Raw genomic sequence first — 15,310 nt, forward strand, 5'->3', positions numbered from 1 at the left:
GGGGAGTTTCGCCGTGAAAAAACTTCGATCCACGTCCGACGATCATCTCGATGCCTGCGCGCCCGAGCCGGGACACGGCCTGCTCGATCGCGGCATTCGGCGCGGCGGCCAGGTCATTGCCTGGCTGACGTTCATCGCCATGCTGGTCAGCGTGTACGAAGTCATCATGCGTTACGGCTTCAACGCCCCCACCGAATGGGCGCACGAAACCACGACCTTCCTGGTCGCTGCCATCTTCGCGCTGGGCGGACCCTATGCCCTGGCGACCAACCGGCACATCCAGATCCGCCTCCTGCTCGACCGCCTTTCGCCGCGTAAGCGCAGCGTGCTGGAATTGCTCAACCTGATGCTGGGCATCCTGTTCTGCGTCGCAATCGGCTATGCGGCCTGGGTGCTGGCGTACAACGCGACCCACGCACCCACCGGGAACTGGCGTCTGGAAACCTCGGGCTCGTCCTGGAACCCGCCGCTGCCGGCCTTCACCAAGATCGTCATCCTGATTTCCATCGCACTGATGGCGATACAGCAGGTCGTACGGATCGCGACTCACCGGCGGGCGCGTCCCGGCAGGGAGGCGACGAAATGAGCATCGAGATCGCAACTTACCTGATGGTCTTCGCGATCTTCGTGTTGCTGGTACTGGGCCTGCCGCTGGCCTTCGTCACCGGGCTGGTCGCCGCCGGCTTCACGCTCGGCTGGTTCGGTCCGGTCGCCGTGCCGCTGGTGGCCAGCCGCATGTACGGCTTCATCACCGAATATTCGCTCGTGGCCGTGCCGATGTTCGTCTTCATGGCGGGCTTGCTGGACCGATCGGGGCTGGCGCGGGATCTGTTCAACGCGATGCGCTTCTTCGCGGGCCGCCTGCCGGGCGGGGTGGCGGTACAGACCCTCGTGGTGGCGTTCTTTCTCGCTGCGATCTCCGGGATCATCGGCGGCGAGATCGTCCTGCTCGGCGTCCTGGCGTTGCCGCAGATGCTGCGTCTGGGCTACGACAAGCGCATCGCCATCGGCGTAGTCTGCGCGGGCGGTTCGCTGGGCACCATGGTGCCGCCGTCGATCGTGCTGATCATCTACGGGCTGATCGCCAGCGTCTCCATCGCCGACCTGTTCAAGGCGGCGGTCATTCCCGCAGCCATGCTGATGATCGGCTACATGCTTTACGTCGTGGTGATGTGCATGCGCTATCCGCACATGGGTGGCGCGCACCTCGAGCAGCGCAGCAACCTGCCGCGGCTCACGCTGGGCGAAGCCTTCAAGGGCCTGTTCTTTCCGACCGCCATCGCCGGGCTGGTGCTCGGCAGCATCTATGGCGGCATCGCCTCGGTCACCGAGGCGGCCGCGATGGGCGCCCTGGGCGTGCTGCTGGCGGTCCTGGTGCGTGGCGAGTTCAGCCTCAGGCTGCTCCAGGAAAGCCTGACCCAGACGCTGGAAACCTGCGGGATGATCGTCTGGATCGGCATCGGCGCGGCCTGCCTGGTTGGCGTCTACAACCTGATGGGTGGCAACCGCTTCGTTTCGTCGGCGATAACCGGCCTGGACGTCGCGCCCTTCGTCATCGTGCTGGTGATGATGCTGATCTTCCTGCTGCTGGGCATGTTCCTCGACTGGATCGGCATCGCCATGCTGTGCCTGCCGATCTTCGTGCCCATCATCATCGAGCTCGGCTACGACCCGGTGTGGTTCGGCATTCTCTTCGCGGTGAACATGCAGGTCTCCTACATCTCGCCGCCCTTCGGGCCGGCTGCGTTCTACCTCAAGAGCGTGGCGCCGCCCGATATCACCCTGACCGATATCTTCCGTTCGATGGTGCCCTTCATCGTCATCCAGCTGGTGGTGCTCGGCCTGCTGCTGTACGTCCCGGCGCTCTCGACCTGGCTGCTCTAACCCAACCCGAACCTTCCTTTGGGCGGCCCGCGGCCGCCGACACGACAGGTGTATCGCAATGACCGACAAACGCCCCCTGCGCTCCGCTCAATGGTTCGGCACTACCGACAAGAACGGCTTCATGTACCGCAGCTGGATGAAGAACCAGGGCATCCCGGACCATGAGTTCCGGGGCAAGCCGATCATCGGCATCTGCAACACCTGGTCGGAGCTGACGCCCTGCAACGCGCACTTTCGCAAGCTCGCCGAGCACGTGAAGAAGGGCGTGCTGGAGGCGGGTGGGTTTCCGGTGGAATTCCCGGTCTTCTCCAACGGCGAATCGAACTTGCGGCCGACCGCCATGCTGACGCGCAACCTGGCCAGCATGGATGTCGAAGAGTCGATCCGCGGCAACCCGGTCGATGCGGTGGTGTTGCTCGTCGGCTGCGACAAGACCACCCCGGCGCTGCTCATGGGCGCGGCGAGTTGCGACGTGCCGGCCATCGTCGTCACCGGCGGGCCGATGCTCAACGGCAAGCACAACGGCCGCGACATCGGTGCCGGCACCATCGTCTGGCAAATGCACGAGGCCTATAAGGGCGGCTTGATCAGCCTCGATGAATTCCTCTCCGCCGAGGCTGGCATGTCGCGTTCGGCCGGCACCTGCAACACCATGGGCACCGCCTCGACGATGGCCTGCATGGCCGAAGCGCTGGGCACGTCGTTGCCGCACAACGCCGCGATTCCGGCGGTGGATTCGCGCCGCTACGTGCTTGCGCACCTGTCCGGCATGCGCATCGTCGAGATGGTCGAGGAAGACCTGCGGCTGTCGAAGATCCTCACCCGGCAGGCCTTCGAGAACGCCATTCGCGTCAATGCCGCCATCGGCGGTTCGACCAACGCGGTGATCCACCTCAAGGCGATCGCCGGGCGGATCGGGGTGGCGCTCGATCTGGACGACTGGACGCGCATCGGCCGGGGCATGCCGACAATCGTCGACCTGCAACCCTCCGGGCGCTTCCTGATGGAGGAGTTCTACTACGCCGGCGGGCTGCCCGCGGTGATCCGCCGGCTGGGTGAGAACCGGCTGCTGCCGAACCCCGATGCGCTGACGGTGAACGGCAAGTCGCTGTGGGACAACTGCGCCGAGGCGCCGATCTACGGCAAGGACGAGGTCATCCGCACGCTGGACAATCCGCTGCGCGAAGACGGCGGCATCTGCGTGCTGCGCGGCAACCTGGCGCCCAACGGCGCCGTGCTCAAACCCTCGGCGGCGACGCCCGAGCTGATGAAGCATCGCGGGCGTGCGGTGGTCTTCGAAGATTTCGACGACTACAAGGCGCGCATCGCCGACCCGGAGCTGGACGTCGACGAAACCTGCGTGCTGGTGATGAAGAACTGCGGGCCCAAGGGTTATCCCGGCATGGCCGAGGTCGGCAACATGGGCCTGCCACCCAAGGTGCTGGCCAAGGGCATCACCGACATGGTGCGCATCTCCGACGCCCGCATGAGCGGCACCGCCTACGGCACCGTGGTGCTGCATGTCTCCCCCGAAGCCGCTGCCGGCGGGCCGCTGGCGGTGGTGCGCAACGGCGACATGATCGAACTCGACTGCAACGCCGGTCGCCTGCATCTGGATATCCCGGACGCCGAGCTGCAGGCACGCCTGGCGTCCTGGCAGGCCCCGGCCGGGCTGCTCTGGGATGGCGGCTACCGACGGCTGTTCGTCGAGCATGTCATGCAGGCCGACGAGGGCTGCGACTTCGACTTCCTGGTCGGCTGCCGTGGCGCCGAGGTACCGCGCCATTCGCATTGACCCGGCGGGCAGAAGACCCACGCGTTACCCAAAAATAACAACGACCCGAAGGTGGCCACGATGAAACACCGCTCATGCCTCACTGGACTCGGACTTTCCCTCATGCTCGGAACGCTCACGGCGCAGGCGCAGGGCCTGACCAACGAACGCGGCAGCTTCGGCACGATGCCCGACGGTACGCCGATCGAGAAATACACCCTGCAGAACAGCAATGGCGTGCAGGCGACGATCATCACCTACGGCGGGATCCTGCAATCGCTGGTGGTGCCGGACAAGCACGGCCAGGGTGACGACATCGTGCTCGGTTTCGACGATGTCGACGGCTACATCGAGAACGGCAACGTGTACTTCGGCGCCACCATCGGCCGCTTCGGCAACCGCATCGCCGATGGCCGCTTCGAGCTCGATGGCACGACCTACCAGATCCCGCAGAACAACGGCAGCAATGCGCTGCACGGCGGACCCGAGGGCTTCGATACCAAGGTCTGGCGCGCCAGGCCGAGCAACACGGACGACTCGGTCGGCGTCGAGCTGACCTATGTGTCGCCCGACGGCGAGATGGGCTTCCCCGGCACCCTGACCAACCAGGTCGTCTACAGCCTCAACGACGACAACGAGCTGCGGATCGAGTACCGCGCGACGACCGACAAGCCCACGGTGCTGAACCTGACGAACCACAGCTACTTCAACCTCGCCGGCGCCGGCAACGGCGACATCCTCGATCAGCTCGCGACCCTGCACGCCTCGCACTACACGCCGGTGACGGCGACGCTGATCCCGACCGGCGAGCTCGCGAAGGTCGCCGGCACGCCGATGGATTTCCTCACGCCGACCGCCTTCGGCAAGCACATCGGGGACGACCACCCGCAGCTGACGTTCGCTGAGCCCAAGCAGGGCGGCTTCGACTTCAACTGGGTCCTCGACACCGCGGGCGACCTCGGCAAGCTGGCGGTCGAGGTCAGCGACCCGGAATCCGGCCGGGTGCTGCAGATGTACACCACCGAGCCGGGCGTGCAGCTGTACACCAGCAACTTCCTCGACGGCAGCATCACGGGCAAGGGCGGCAAGGTGTATCCGCACTGGAGCGCCTTCACGCTCGAAGCCCAGCACTACCCGGATTCGCCCAACCAGCCGAACTTCCCCAGCACCCGGCTCGATCCGGGGCAGACCTACACCCAGACGACGATCTACAAGTTCCCCACGCCTTGAGACGGGGCGGACCGCAACCAAAACCCGGCCTGGCGCCGGGTTTTCTTCACCGCTTGTGGGCTGAGCTGCCGGGCGTCACCACTCCGCGACGCTGCCGTCGGCATGCCGCCAGATCGGGTTGCGCCAACGGTGCCCGCTGCGGGCGCGCTCGATCACGTAGTCCTCGTTGACCTGGATGCCGAGGCCCGGGCCGTCGGGAATGGCGACGAAGCCGTCCTGGTAGTGGAACACCTCCGGACTGCTCAGGTAGTCGAGCAGGTCGTTGCCCTCGTTGTAGTGGATGCCCAGGCTCTGCTCCTGGATGAACGCGTTGTAGCAGACGCCATCGAGTTGCAGGCAGGTGGCCAGGGCGATCGGCCCCAGCGGGCAATGCAGCGCCAGCGCGACGTCATAGGCTTCGGCCATGCTGGCGATCTTGCGGGTCTCGGTGATGCCGCCCGCGTGCGAGGCGTCCGGCTGGATGATGTCGACATAGCCCTCGGCGAGGATGCGCTTGAAGTCCCAGCGCGAGTACAGCCGCTCGCCCAGCGCGATCGGTGCGCAGGACAGCGGCGCCAGCTCCTTGAGCGCCTCGTAGTGTTCGCTGAGTACCGGCTCCTCGATGAACATCGGCCTGAACGGTTCGAGCTCCTTGATCAGGATCTTCGCCATCGGCTTGTGCACGCGCCCGTGGAAGTCCACGCCGATGCCGATCTCGCCGCCCACCGCATCGCGCACCGCGCCGACGCTCGCCAGCACGGCGTCGACCTTGGCGTGGCTGTCGACGAACTGCAGCTCCTCGCTGGCGTTCAGCTTGATCGCGCTGAAGCCGCGCGCAACGGCGGCGCGCGCGGCGTTGGCGGTATCGGCCGGGCGGTCGCCGCCGATCCACGAATACACGCGGATGCGATCGCGCACGCGGCCGCCCAGCAGCTCGGCCACCGGAACGCCGAGCGCCTTGCCCTTGATGTCCCAGAGCGCCTGGTCGATGCCCGCCAGCGCGCTCATATGGATCGCCCCGCCGCGGTAGAAGCCGCCGCGGTACAGGACCGTCCAGTGGTCCTCGATGTGCCGCGGGTCCTTGCCGATCAGGTAGTCGGCCAGCTCGTCCACCGCCGCGGCGACCGTCCGCGCGCGCCCTTCCACCACCGGCTCGCCCCAGCCGCTGATGCCCTCGTCGGTGTCGATCTTCAGGAACAGCCAGCGCGGGGGAACCACATAGGTCGTGAGCCGGGTGATTTTCATCGGTCGTTCTCTGGGATTGGCCTGACGCCGATGGGCATCTGCGGCCTTGGATGGATGCGGGGCGCGCGACGGTCGGCGCCGGTCCGGGCGCCGGCGTGCCGGACTCGGGCTTCGAACCTTTGCCCGGCGCCGGATCAGGGCGCGCGGGCGGTCGGGATCAGCGCTGCTTCAGCCGATCGATGATTACCGCCAGCAGCAGGATCGTGCCGCGGATGACGTACTGGTAGAAGGTGTCGATGTTCTTCAGGTTCATGGCGTTCTCGATGATCGCCAGGATCAGCACCCCCGCGATCACATGGCGAATCATGCCGATGCCGCCGCTGAGCGAGACGCCGCCAAGCACACAGGCCGAGATCACCGTCAGCTCGAAGCCCTGGCCGATCATCGGCTGGCCCGAGGTCATCCGCGAGGCCAGCATCACGCCGGCGAGCGCACCGATCAGCCCGTGCACGGCGAAGATGATGATCTTGGTACGGTCGACATTGACCCCCGCCAGCCGCGCCGCTTCCTCGTTGCCGCCGATGGCCATGGTGTTGCGGCCGTAGGTGGTGTAGTTCAGCAGCCAGCCGAAGAAGACGAAGCAGGCCAGGGTGATGATGATCGGCACCGGCACGCCGAACAGGCTGCCATTGCCGAACAGGAAGAATTGCTCCTGCATCACGCCGACCGCCTTGCCGTCGGAAAAGATATAGCCCAGCCCGCGCACGATCTGCATGGTCGCCAGCGTCGTGATCAGCGCATTGATGCGCAGCTTGGCGATCACGATGCCGTTGATCAGCCCCACCACCAGGCCCATCGCCAGCGCCGCCGAGACACCGAGCAGCACGCTCTCGGTGTCGCGCATCACCACCGCCGCGACCACGCCGGCGCAGGCGATCACCGAGCCGACCGACAGGTCGAAGTGCCCGGATGCCAGGCAGAACAGCATGGTGCAGGCGGCAATGCCGACGGTGGATATCGCCAGGCCCAGCCCGCGCATGTTCAGCGGCGAGAGGAAGTTCTCGATGAAGATCGCCGATAGCACGAAGATGCCGAGCGCGGCCAGCACCATGACCCAGTCATCCAGGAAGCGGCGCATGTTGAGGCCCTGCCGGGGTGCGGCCAGGGCGTTTTGTTGAGCGGACATAGAGCACCTCGTCATGGTTGTTCAGCCGCGCGAGCGCGGGAGTGCCAGTTGCAGCAGGCGGGATTCCTCGGCCTGGTCGCGCGGGACTTCGCCTGTGACGGCGCCTTCGCTCATCACCAGGATGCGATCGGAGATGCCGATGACCTCCATCAGGTCGCTGGAGACGACGATCACCGCGATACCGCTTGCCGCCAGGTCATGGATGATCTGGTAGATCTCGGCCTTGGCGCCGATGTCGATACCGCGGGTGGGCTCGTCGAGCAGCAGCACCTTCATCGGCATCGACAGCCAGCGGCCGAAGATCACCTTCTGCTGGTTGCCGCCGGAGAGGTAGACGATCTGCTGGTCCGGCGAGGGCGTCTTGATGTTCAGCGCGCGGATCTGCCGCTCGGCGTTCTCGCGTTCCCAGCGGCCCTGCACCAGGCAGCCGAGGCGGGCGTTGCGACTGCGCGCGCCGATGTTGATGTTCTCCGCCACGCTGCCCAGCGGCACGATGCCTTCCTTCTTGCGGTCCTCGGGGCAGAGCAGGATGCCCGCCGCAATGGCGTCGCGCGGCGATCGAAGCTTGAGCGCCTGACCCTCGAGCTGGACCGTACCGGCCTTGTGCGGCGCCAGTCCGGCGAGCAGACGCAGCAGCTCGGTACGCCCGGCACCGACCAGACCGAAGAAGCCGAGCACCTCGCCACGGCTGACCGAGAAACTCACCGGCGCCTGCAGACCGTGACCAAGCAGCCCTTCAACGCGCAGGGCCTCGCCCTGGTGCTCGCGGGGCCGGTAGTTGTAGATATTCTCGATATCCCGGCCGACCATGCAGGTCACCAGCGCGTCATGGGTCAGGGTACTCATGTCGTCGAAGGTGCAGACGAAACGACCGTCCTTGAACACCGTCACCGCGTCGCAGATGCGGAAGATTTCCTCCATCCGGTGCGACACGTAGAGCACCACCCGGCCCTCGTCGCGCAGCTTGGCGATGATTGTCATCAGCCGCTCGATCTCGCGCGCCGACAGGCTGCTGGTGGGCTCGTCGAAGGCGATCACATGGGCATTGCGCGACATCGCCTTGGCGATCTCGACCAACTGGCGCTGGCCCAGCGACAGGCTGCCCAGGCGCGCGGCCGGGTCGATCTCGTCGGCCAGACCCTTGAGCAGTTCGCGCGCCTGGCGATACATGGCGCGCCGATTGACCAGTCCGAAGCGCGACGGCATGTGCCCGAGCATCAGGTTCTCGGCCACGCTCATTTCCGGTACCAGGTGCAGCTCTTGGTGAATCACCGCAACGCCGTTGGCGATGCTTTCGCCGGCAGACCGGAACGCCAGGGTGCGCTCGCCGATCTGCAGGTCGCCGCTGCTCGGCTGATAGGCCCCGCCAAGGATTTTCAGCAGCGTGGACTTGCCGGCGCCGTTCTCGCCCATCAGCGCGTGCACCGTACCCGGACGGGCGATGAAGCTGATGTCCGACAGCGCACGCACGCCCGGAAAGTTCTTGCCGATGGCATTGAAACGCAGGCTATCGCCCGACTCGACTCGTTGAAGCATGGAGCGTCTCCACCTCGCCCGTGGCCGGGCGAGTTCGATACCTGAAATCAGCCTGCAGGCAGGCGTGCGCGCAACGACCGGCCGTTACTTCCAGAGGCCGATCTTTTCCAGCTCCTGCTGGAAGTTGTCGCGGGTGATCAGGGTGACTTCATCCATCGCCGTGTACTTGGGCGGCTCCTTCCCGGTGGTGACCCACTCGTACATCATCCGGGCGGTCTCGTAGCCTTCGATGTGCGGGCTGGGCAGCATCGAGCCGTAGAAACCGCTGTTGTCCTTCTTCAGCTCGCCAATCGCATCGGTGCCGTTGATGCCGATGCCGATCACGTTCTCGGCACTGAAGCCGGCGCTTTCGGTGGCTCGCACGCCGCCCAGCACGGTGTTGTCGTTCATGCCGCCGATGATGAGGTTCTTCGCGTTGCGCGGCAGCTTGACGAGCGCCGAGGTGGTGGCATTCATGCTGCCCGGTACATCGAGCGTCTTCTGGGGGGTATAGAGGATGTGGTCTTCAGGGAAACCGGCCTTTATCAGTGCATCCACCGAGCCATCGGTGCGCTTCTTGCCGGTATCGAGCTCGTTGTAGGTGTTGATCACCGCGTAGGTCTCGTCCCAGTTCCAGCCCCGGCGCTTGGCCTCTTCGGCCATGGCGGCGCCCTGTTTCTGGCCGACTTCGAAGGCCGCCATGCCGAGGTAGGGCACCTCTTCCATGAACTCGCCGTTGGCATCGACGAAGCGATCATCGACGGCCATCACCTTGAGGTTGTTGAACCTGGACTTTGCGACGATGGCCGGCCCGAGCGCCACGTCCGGGGGGCAGATGACGAAGCCCTTGGCACCGTTGGCGGCGAGGCTGTCGATGGCGGCGAGGGTCTTCTCGCCGTCGGGCACCGCGATCTTCAGCAGGGTGAAGCCATGCTCCTTGGCGGCCTTCTCGGCGAAGGCCCATTCGGTCTGGAACCAGGGCTCCTCGGGTTGCTTGACCAGGAAACCGATCTTGACCTCTTCGGCCGAGACCAGCGCAGAGAAACCGACCGCAGCGGCGGTCAGTGCGGCACAGCACAGGGAGCGGATCCCTTGGCGACGAAACATAGCTACCTCCTTATTTTTATTGACTAGCTAACGCGTCCAGCAGTGGTTGAAGCGCGCCCCTCTGGCGAGGGACGAATCCTATGAGTGCCACCTGCGCGCAATCATAGTATGAATAGACCAGTGAGCCGGCCTGTCAATCGTGGTACAGCACCGACCGTCCGCCATCGATGGTGATGCAGGCGGCATTGATGAAGGGCGCCTCGTCGGTGGCGAGGAACAACGCCGTCATCGCCACCTCGATCGGCTGCCCGATGCGCCGCGGCGGATGCATGTCCAAGGCGCGCTGGCGCTCGGCATGCGGGTCGGGGAAGCCGTTCCAGTAGTCGACGTTGAGCTGCGTCTCGATGTAGCCAGGGGCGATGGCATTCACGCGAATGCCCTTGGGCGCATATTCGATGCCCAGCGCGCGCGTCAGGCCGAGCAGCCCGTGTTTGGCGACCGGGTAGGGAAAGCAGCCGGGAATGATGTTGGTCGAATGCACCGAGGCGATGTTGATGATGTTGCCGACGCCGCGCTTGACCATGTGCGGCAGCGCGGCCTTGCAACCGAACCAGACACCGTCCAGGTCGATGGCGAAGCAGCGCCGCCAGTCTTCTTCGGTCATCTCCAGCGGGTCGCGGAAGACGTTGACGCCGGCGCAGTTGACCAGCACGTCGACCTGGCCGTAGTGCGCCAGTGCGAGGTCGACCAGCGCCTCCAGTTCGGCGGGCTGGGTGACGTCGGTTTTCAATGCGTGCACCTCACCGCCGCGCTCCCGCCAGCCGGCGGCGACCTGCTCGGCCTTCTCGCCCTGGATGTCGCCGATGACGACCTTGGCCTGCTGCGCCTGGAAGCAGGCGACGATGGCCTCGCCGATGCCTTGGGCGCCGCCGGTGACGACAACGACCTTGCCTTTCAGGCGTTCGCCGCGCTGGGGCTCGGGTGTTGGGGGTAGCGAAAGCGGTGAGACCATGTGAACGACTCCTGAGCAGGTGATCGGCCGCTCCACGGCCGGAAAGTGGTCAGCCGGCGAAGCGCGTACAGGGAAGCCCGACGACGCCGACGTCAGCCATCAGCACGGCGCCGTCGAGGTCGTTCGCCGCCTCGCCCGGCGTCGCCGAGGTCACGTACAGGTGGGTCAGACTGGGTCCGCCGAACACGCAGCTGGTCGGATGGCTGACGGGCAGTTCGATGAGGCGATCCAGGCAGCCGTCGGGCGCGAAACGCAGCAGGCAATGCCCGCCCCAGCGCGCGTTCCAGACGTAGCCGTCGGCATCCATCGCCGAGCCGTCGGGCACGCCGCGCGGATGTGGGCCGGCGAAGAGTTCGCGGTCGACCAGGCGTCCGTCCTCGGCGACACGGTGCACGTACAGCGATTCATCGAGCGTGTCGCCGCAGATCACGCGATCGCCCGTCTCGCTCCATACCAGCGTGTTGACGATACCCAGATCGCTGAGCAGCTGCGTGACCGAGCCGTCCGGGTCGACGCGGAACAGCCCGCCGGAGCGCCGTGTGATCGGCAGATCGCTGCCATCGTCGGCGATGTTGTTCTGCATGCTGCCGAGCCAGAGCCGCCCCTGGGCATCGCAGCGGGCCTCGTTGGCGCGGTTGCCGGGCGTGGCATCGGCCACGCAGAGCCGTTCGAGCGTGGGCGCGGCCTCAGTGGCGTCGCGATCGAGGCGGTACACGCCGCTGGCCAGGGTCACCAGCGCATCGCCGCGTGCGCACGGAATGAAGGCCGAGACCGGCTCGGCCAGTTGCCACTGCCGGTAGCCGTTCGGGCCGAGCCGGCAGGCCAGCCGCCCGACGATGTCGGCCCAGTAGAGCGTCTGGTCCCGGGCATCCCAGAAGGGGCCCTCGGCCAGCGTGTAGCGTCGTTGCGAGATGGGCAGCCATTGCATGGGCGCACTCCGCGGTCTTGTTGTTATGGCGCAGTCTGCTCGCCGCGTAATACGACCAGCTCGGGATAATGACGGGAAATGGTCAGGGCGGCCCGCTCGATCAACGTCATGCAGGCCCAGACGCCGCGAGCGGCATCGCGGGTGGCGATCGCATCGGCAATTTCCTTGTGCAGCGGCAGGGTCAGCCCGAGCTCGTCCGGCACCGTCGACGAGACCTCGAACGACACCGCCAGCAACGCGCCCAGCGCCGGCACCATGCGCTCGATGAACTGGTTGTGGCTGGCCGCGAGTACCGCCTCGTGGAAGAGCTTGTCGGCATGGTTGTAGGCGTCCTTGTCCGCCAGCGAGGCGGCCAGCATCTGGTAAGCCGCCTGGATCTGCGCGATCTGCACGGGCGTGGCGCGCTCGCAGGCCCAGCGCACGGCGGTCGGTTCGATGGTCCGGCGCAGGTCGAGCAGGTCGATCACGAAACTTTCCGGCAGCCCATGCTCGGCCAGCCAGCCCACGACCTGTACGTCGAAGAGGTTCCAGGAGCGCACCGGGGTGACGCGCGTGCCGACCTTCGGGCCGACGTCTAGCATGCCCTTGGCCACCAGCGTCTTGATCGCCTCGCGGATCACCGTGCGACTGACGCCCAGCTCGTCGCACAGCTGCGCTTCGACCTTCAGCGTCTGCCCGGGCAGCACCTTGCCGGACGCGATCCAGGAACCCAGCCAGTCGACCGTGGACGCATGAAACTTGCTGGACATCGGCACCTCACTCGCGACGGCCGGAGCGGCAGTACTCATGAGGCTAATCATCATATGATTACCTGTCAAACGAGCGGGCTGATTCACGGCCAGGCGGGCAGGGACGTTCATGCTTGGGTCACCGCGGCGCGGCTGACGACGCCGTCGAGCAGGCGGTTGATGCCCAGTGGATTGGCGTTCTGCAGCGGTGCGGGCAACAGGGCGTCCGGGCAGTTCTGGTAGCACAGCGGGCGCAGGAAACGCTCGATGGCCAGGCTGCCGACCGAGGTGCCGCGCGCATCGGAGGTCGCGGGGTAGGGGCCGCCATGAACCATCGCGTCGCAAACGTCCACACCGGTCGGGTAGCCATTGAGCAGCAGGCGTCCGGCCTTCTGTTCGAGCAGCGCCAGCAGATCGGCGCAGGCCGGCAGGTCGTCCGGTTCGGCGATCAGCGTCGCGGTGAGCTGACCCTGCAAGCTGCGCAACGCGCGCTTCAGCTCGGCGCCGTCGGCGACTTCGACCACGACCGTCGCCGGGCCGAACACCTCCTCCTGCAACAGCGGATCGCCGGACAGGAGCAGGTCGGCATCGGCCTGGAACAGCTTGGCACGGGCCTGGTTGCCCGCGTCCTCCGGTGGGCCGGCGAGCTGGCGGATGCCCGGGTGCGCCTGCATGCGCGCCACGCCGGCACGGTAACTTTCCAGCGTGCCGCGGTTGAGCAGGCTCTGCGCCGGCGCGGCGGCGATCTGCCCCGCCAGTGCCTCGACGAAGGCGCTGAAGGCGGGAGCGCGCTGCCCGATGATCACGCCGGGGCTGGTGCAGAACTGTCCGCAGCCGAGCAGAGCGGACGCAGCCAGCTCCGTGGCGATCTGCTCGCCTCTCAGCTTCAGCGCCTCGGGCAACAGCAGCACCGGGTTGATGCTCGACATCTCGGCGAACACCGGAATCGGTTGCGGTCGCGCCGCGGCCAGGTCGCAGAGCGCACGCCCGCCGCGCAGCGACCCGGTGAAGCCCACCGCCTGGATCGCCGGATGCTTGACCAGCCAGGCGCCGACGCCACCGCCGTAGATCATGTTGAACACGCCGGCGGGCATTTCGCAGCGCCGTGCCGCGCGCAGAATGGCGTCGGCGACGCACGCGGCGGACGCCATGTGCCCGCTGTGCGCCTTGAACACCACCGGGCAACCGGCCGCCAGGGCCGCTGCCGTATCGCCGCCGCCCGTGGAAAAGGCCAGCGGAAAGTTGCTTGCGCCGAACACCGCGACCGGGCCGACGCCGATCCGGTACTGGCGGATATCGGGGCGGGGCAGGGGCTTGCGTTCGGGTAGCGCCGGGTCGATGCGCGCACCGTAGAAATCGCCTCGCCGCAGCACGTCGGCGAACAGCCGCATCTGGTGGCTGGTGCGGCTGCGCTCGCCCTGAATGCGTCCGGCGGGCAGCGCCGTTTCGCGTCCGACCAGGGCGACGAAGGCGTCGTCGAGTGCATCGATTTCATCGGAGATCGCTTCGAGAAAGACGGCGCGCCGGCTGGCCGGCAGGCTGCGAAAGACCGGGTACGCCGCGGCGGCGGCTTCGGCGGCAGCATCGACTTCCGCTTCGGTGGCCTGATGAAAACGGTAAGGCAGCGTCTCTCCGGTGACGGCATCGAGGCTGTACAGGATGTCGTTGCCGGCCGCGCTGTGCGCACCACCGATACGGTTGTGGCCGAGGATCTCAAGCATGGGCGACTCCGGTTCGCGGGACGGACATGACGATGGCGACGTGCTTCACAGCGCCTTCACGCCGCCGGCGGGAAACACCCTGCGCTCCACGCGGATACCGTTACGCAACGGCTCACCGAACGCGTCCAGCGCAATCTCGAAGGTGTCACCCGGCTGCGCCTTGATCCCGTCCGCGAACGACAGCGTGCCGGTGCCGAAGAAATGCACGTGCACGTCGCCCGGCCGGAGGAACTGGCGGTATTTGAAGTGGTGGTATTCGAGGTTCTCCAGGCTGTGGCACATGTTGGCCTCGCCCGAGAGGAATTCCTTTTCCCAGAGCACTTCGGCGCCCCGGCGGATGCGGCTCGTGCCGGCCAGATGGGGCGGCAGCTCGCCTACGCGCAGCTCGGGGCCGAAGGCGCAACAGCGCAGCTTGGAGTGCGCCAGGTAGAGGTAATTCTTGCGCTCGGTGACGTGATCGGAGAACTCGTTGCCCAGCGCGTAGCCCAGGCGATGGGGCGTGCCGTCATCGGCGATGACGTAGAGGCCGGTCAGCTCGGGCTCCTCGCCGAAGTCTTCGGCGAACGGCGGCACGGGGAAATCCTCGCCGGGCCGCACCAGGATGCCGCCGTCGCCCTTGTAGAACCATTCCGGCTGGGCGCCGACCTGCCCGGCCGGCGGGCGGCCGCCGTCCAGCCCCCAGCGGAACATCTGCATCGAATCGGTCAGCTCGCCGTCGGGCTGTTGCGCCTGCTGGTGCATCTTGTCGCGCGCCGCGGCGCTGCCCAGGTGCGTGAGCCCGGTGCCGCTGACCAGGCAATGCGCGGGGTCTTCGTGGTCCAGCGGCGGCAACACGCGGCGATCGCCGAGCAGGTCGCGGTAATGCGGGCCGGGCTCGTATCCCTGCGACGTCACCTGCGCCTCGAGGGTGCGCCCGGCACGTATCGCCATCAAGGCCAGCGCCCGCGTGCTCGTAACCCCGGCGACGACGCCGACACGCTCGCCGATGACGACGCCGACGTGCCGCCGGCCCTGCTCGTTTTCGAATTGGATCAACCGCATGCACAGTCTCCGTCGCACCGAGGTGTTGGTCTTGTTGTGGCGCAGACTTTAAAAAGACCAGGCGATGCTGCCTAATGACG

Annotated in this window: 13 protein-coding genes; 4 read left to right on the forward strand and 9 right to left on the reverse strand. The window is 66.6% G+C overall.

The window, feature by feature from the left end; all coding sequences use genetic code 11:
• Positions 1–13: 13 nt before the first annotated feature.
• From D7325_RS15825 to D7325_RS15840, 4 genes are read left to right on the forward strand one after another with little or no spacing between them, the layout of a single operon-like run.
• Positions 14–586, forward strand: a complete 573-nt coding sequence (locus D7325_RS15825) for a TRAP transporter small permease subunit (RefSeq protein WP_245962098.1) — start codon at positions 14–16, stop codon at positions 584–586.
• Positions 583–1,884 (forward strand): TRAP transporter large permease, encoded by a 1,302-nt coding sequence (locus tag D7325_RS15830; protein ID WP_120997322.1) that lies wholly within the window; start codon positions 583–585, stop codon positions 1,882–1,884. The genes D7325_RS15825 and D7325_RS15830 overlap by 4 nt, the downstream gene beginning before the upstream one ends.
• Positions 1,885–1,942: 58 nt before the next feature.
• Positions 1,943–3,679, forward strand: coding sequence for an IlvD/Edd family dehydratase (locus D7325_RS15835; RefSeq protein WP_120997324.1), 1,737 nt, complete (start codon positions 1,943–1,945; stop codon positions 3,677–3,679).
• Between the two features lie 60 nt (positions 3,680–3,739).
• Positions 3,740–4,888: an aldose epimerase family protein gene (locus D7325_RS15840; protein ID WP_120997490.1), complete on the forward strand. Its 1,149-nt coding sequence runs from the start codon at positions 3,740–3,742 to the stop codon at positions 4,886–4,888.
• Between the two features lie 75 nt (positions 4,889–4,963).
• On the opposite strand, the gene dgoD is transcribed toward D7325_RS15840, so the two are convergent.
• From dgoD to araD1, 9 genes are all read right to left on the reverse strand, one after another.
• Entirely contained in the window at positions 4,964–6,250 is a 1,287-nt protein-coding gene (dgoD, locus tag D7325_RS15845) for a galactonate dehydratase (protein WP_120997326.1), read from the reverse strand.
• Positions 6,251–6,269: 19 nt separating this feature from the next.
• Positions 6,270–7,238: an L-arabinose ABC transporter permease AraH gene (gene araH / locus D7325_RS15850; RefSeq protein WP_120997327.1), complete on the reverse strand. Its 969-nt coding sequence runs from the start codon at positions 7,236–7,238 to the stop codon at positions 6,270–6,272.
• Between the two features lie 21 nt (positions 7,239–7,259).
• Complete coding sequence (gene araG, locus D7325_RS15855) at positions 7,260–8,774, reverse strand: L-arabinose ABC transporter ATP-binding protein AraG (protein ID WP_120997329.1); 1,515 nt, start codon at positions 8,772–8,774, stop codon at positions 7,260–7,262.
• A gap of 84 nt (positions 8,775–8,858) precedes the next feature.
• Positions 8,859–9,860, reverse strand: a complete 1,002-nt coding sequence (locus D7325_RS15860; RefSeq protein ID WP_120997331.1) for a substrate-binding domain-containing protein — start codon at positions 9,858–9,860, stop codon at positions 8,859–8,861.
• A 133-nt stretch (positions 9,861–9,993) separates the two neighbouring features.
• Entirely contained in the window at positions 9,994–10,812 is an 819-nt protein-coding gene (locus D7325_RS15865; RefSeq protein WP_120997333.1) for an SDR family oxidoreductase, read from the reverse strand.
• 49 nt (positions 10,813–10,861) lie between these two features.
• On the reverse strand, positions 10,862–11,740 hold the full coding sequence (locus D7325_RS15870) for an SMP-30/gluconolactonase/LRE family protein (protein WP_120997335.1): 879 nt from the start codon (positions 11,738–11,740) through the stop codon (positions 10,862–10,864).
• Between the two features lie 23 nt (positions 11,741–11,763).
• The gene (locus tag D7325_RS15875) at positions 11,764–12,489 is read right to left on the reverse strand and encodes a FadR/GntR family transcriptional regulator (protein WP_120997337.1); all 726 of its coding nucleotides are present in this window, start codon (positions 12,487–12,489) and stop codon (positions 11,764–11,766) included.
• Between the two features lie 107 nt (positions 12,490–12,596).
• The gene (locus D7325_RS15880) at positions 12,597–14,189 is read right to left on the reverse strand and encodes an aldehyde dehydrogenase (NADP(+)) (protein ID WP_120997338.1); all 1,593 of its coding nucleotides are present in this window, start codon (positions 14,187–14,189) and stop codon (positions 12,597–12,599) included.
• A 45-nt stretch (positions 14,190–14,234) separates the two neighbouring features.
• Positions 14,235–15,230 carry an AraD1 family protein gene (gene araD1 / locus D7325_RS15885; protein WP_120997340.1) on the reverse strand — a complete coding sequence of 332 codons (996 nt, stop codon included), beginning with the start codon at positions 15,228–15,230 and terminating at the stop codon, positions 14,235–14,237.
• Positions 15,231–15,310 lie beyond the last annotated feature (80 nt).

It is taken from the genome of Stutzerimonas urumqiensis (assembly GCF_003640395.1).
Taxonomy (GTDB): domain Bacteria; phylum Pseudomonadota; class Gammaproteobacteria; order Pseudomonadales; family Pseudomonadaceae; genus Stutzerimonas; species Stutzerimonas urumqiensis.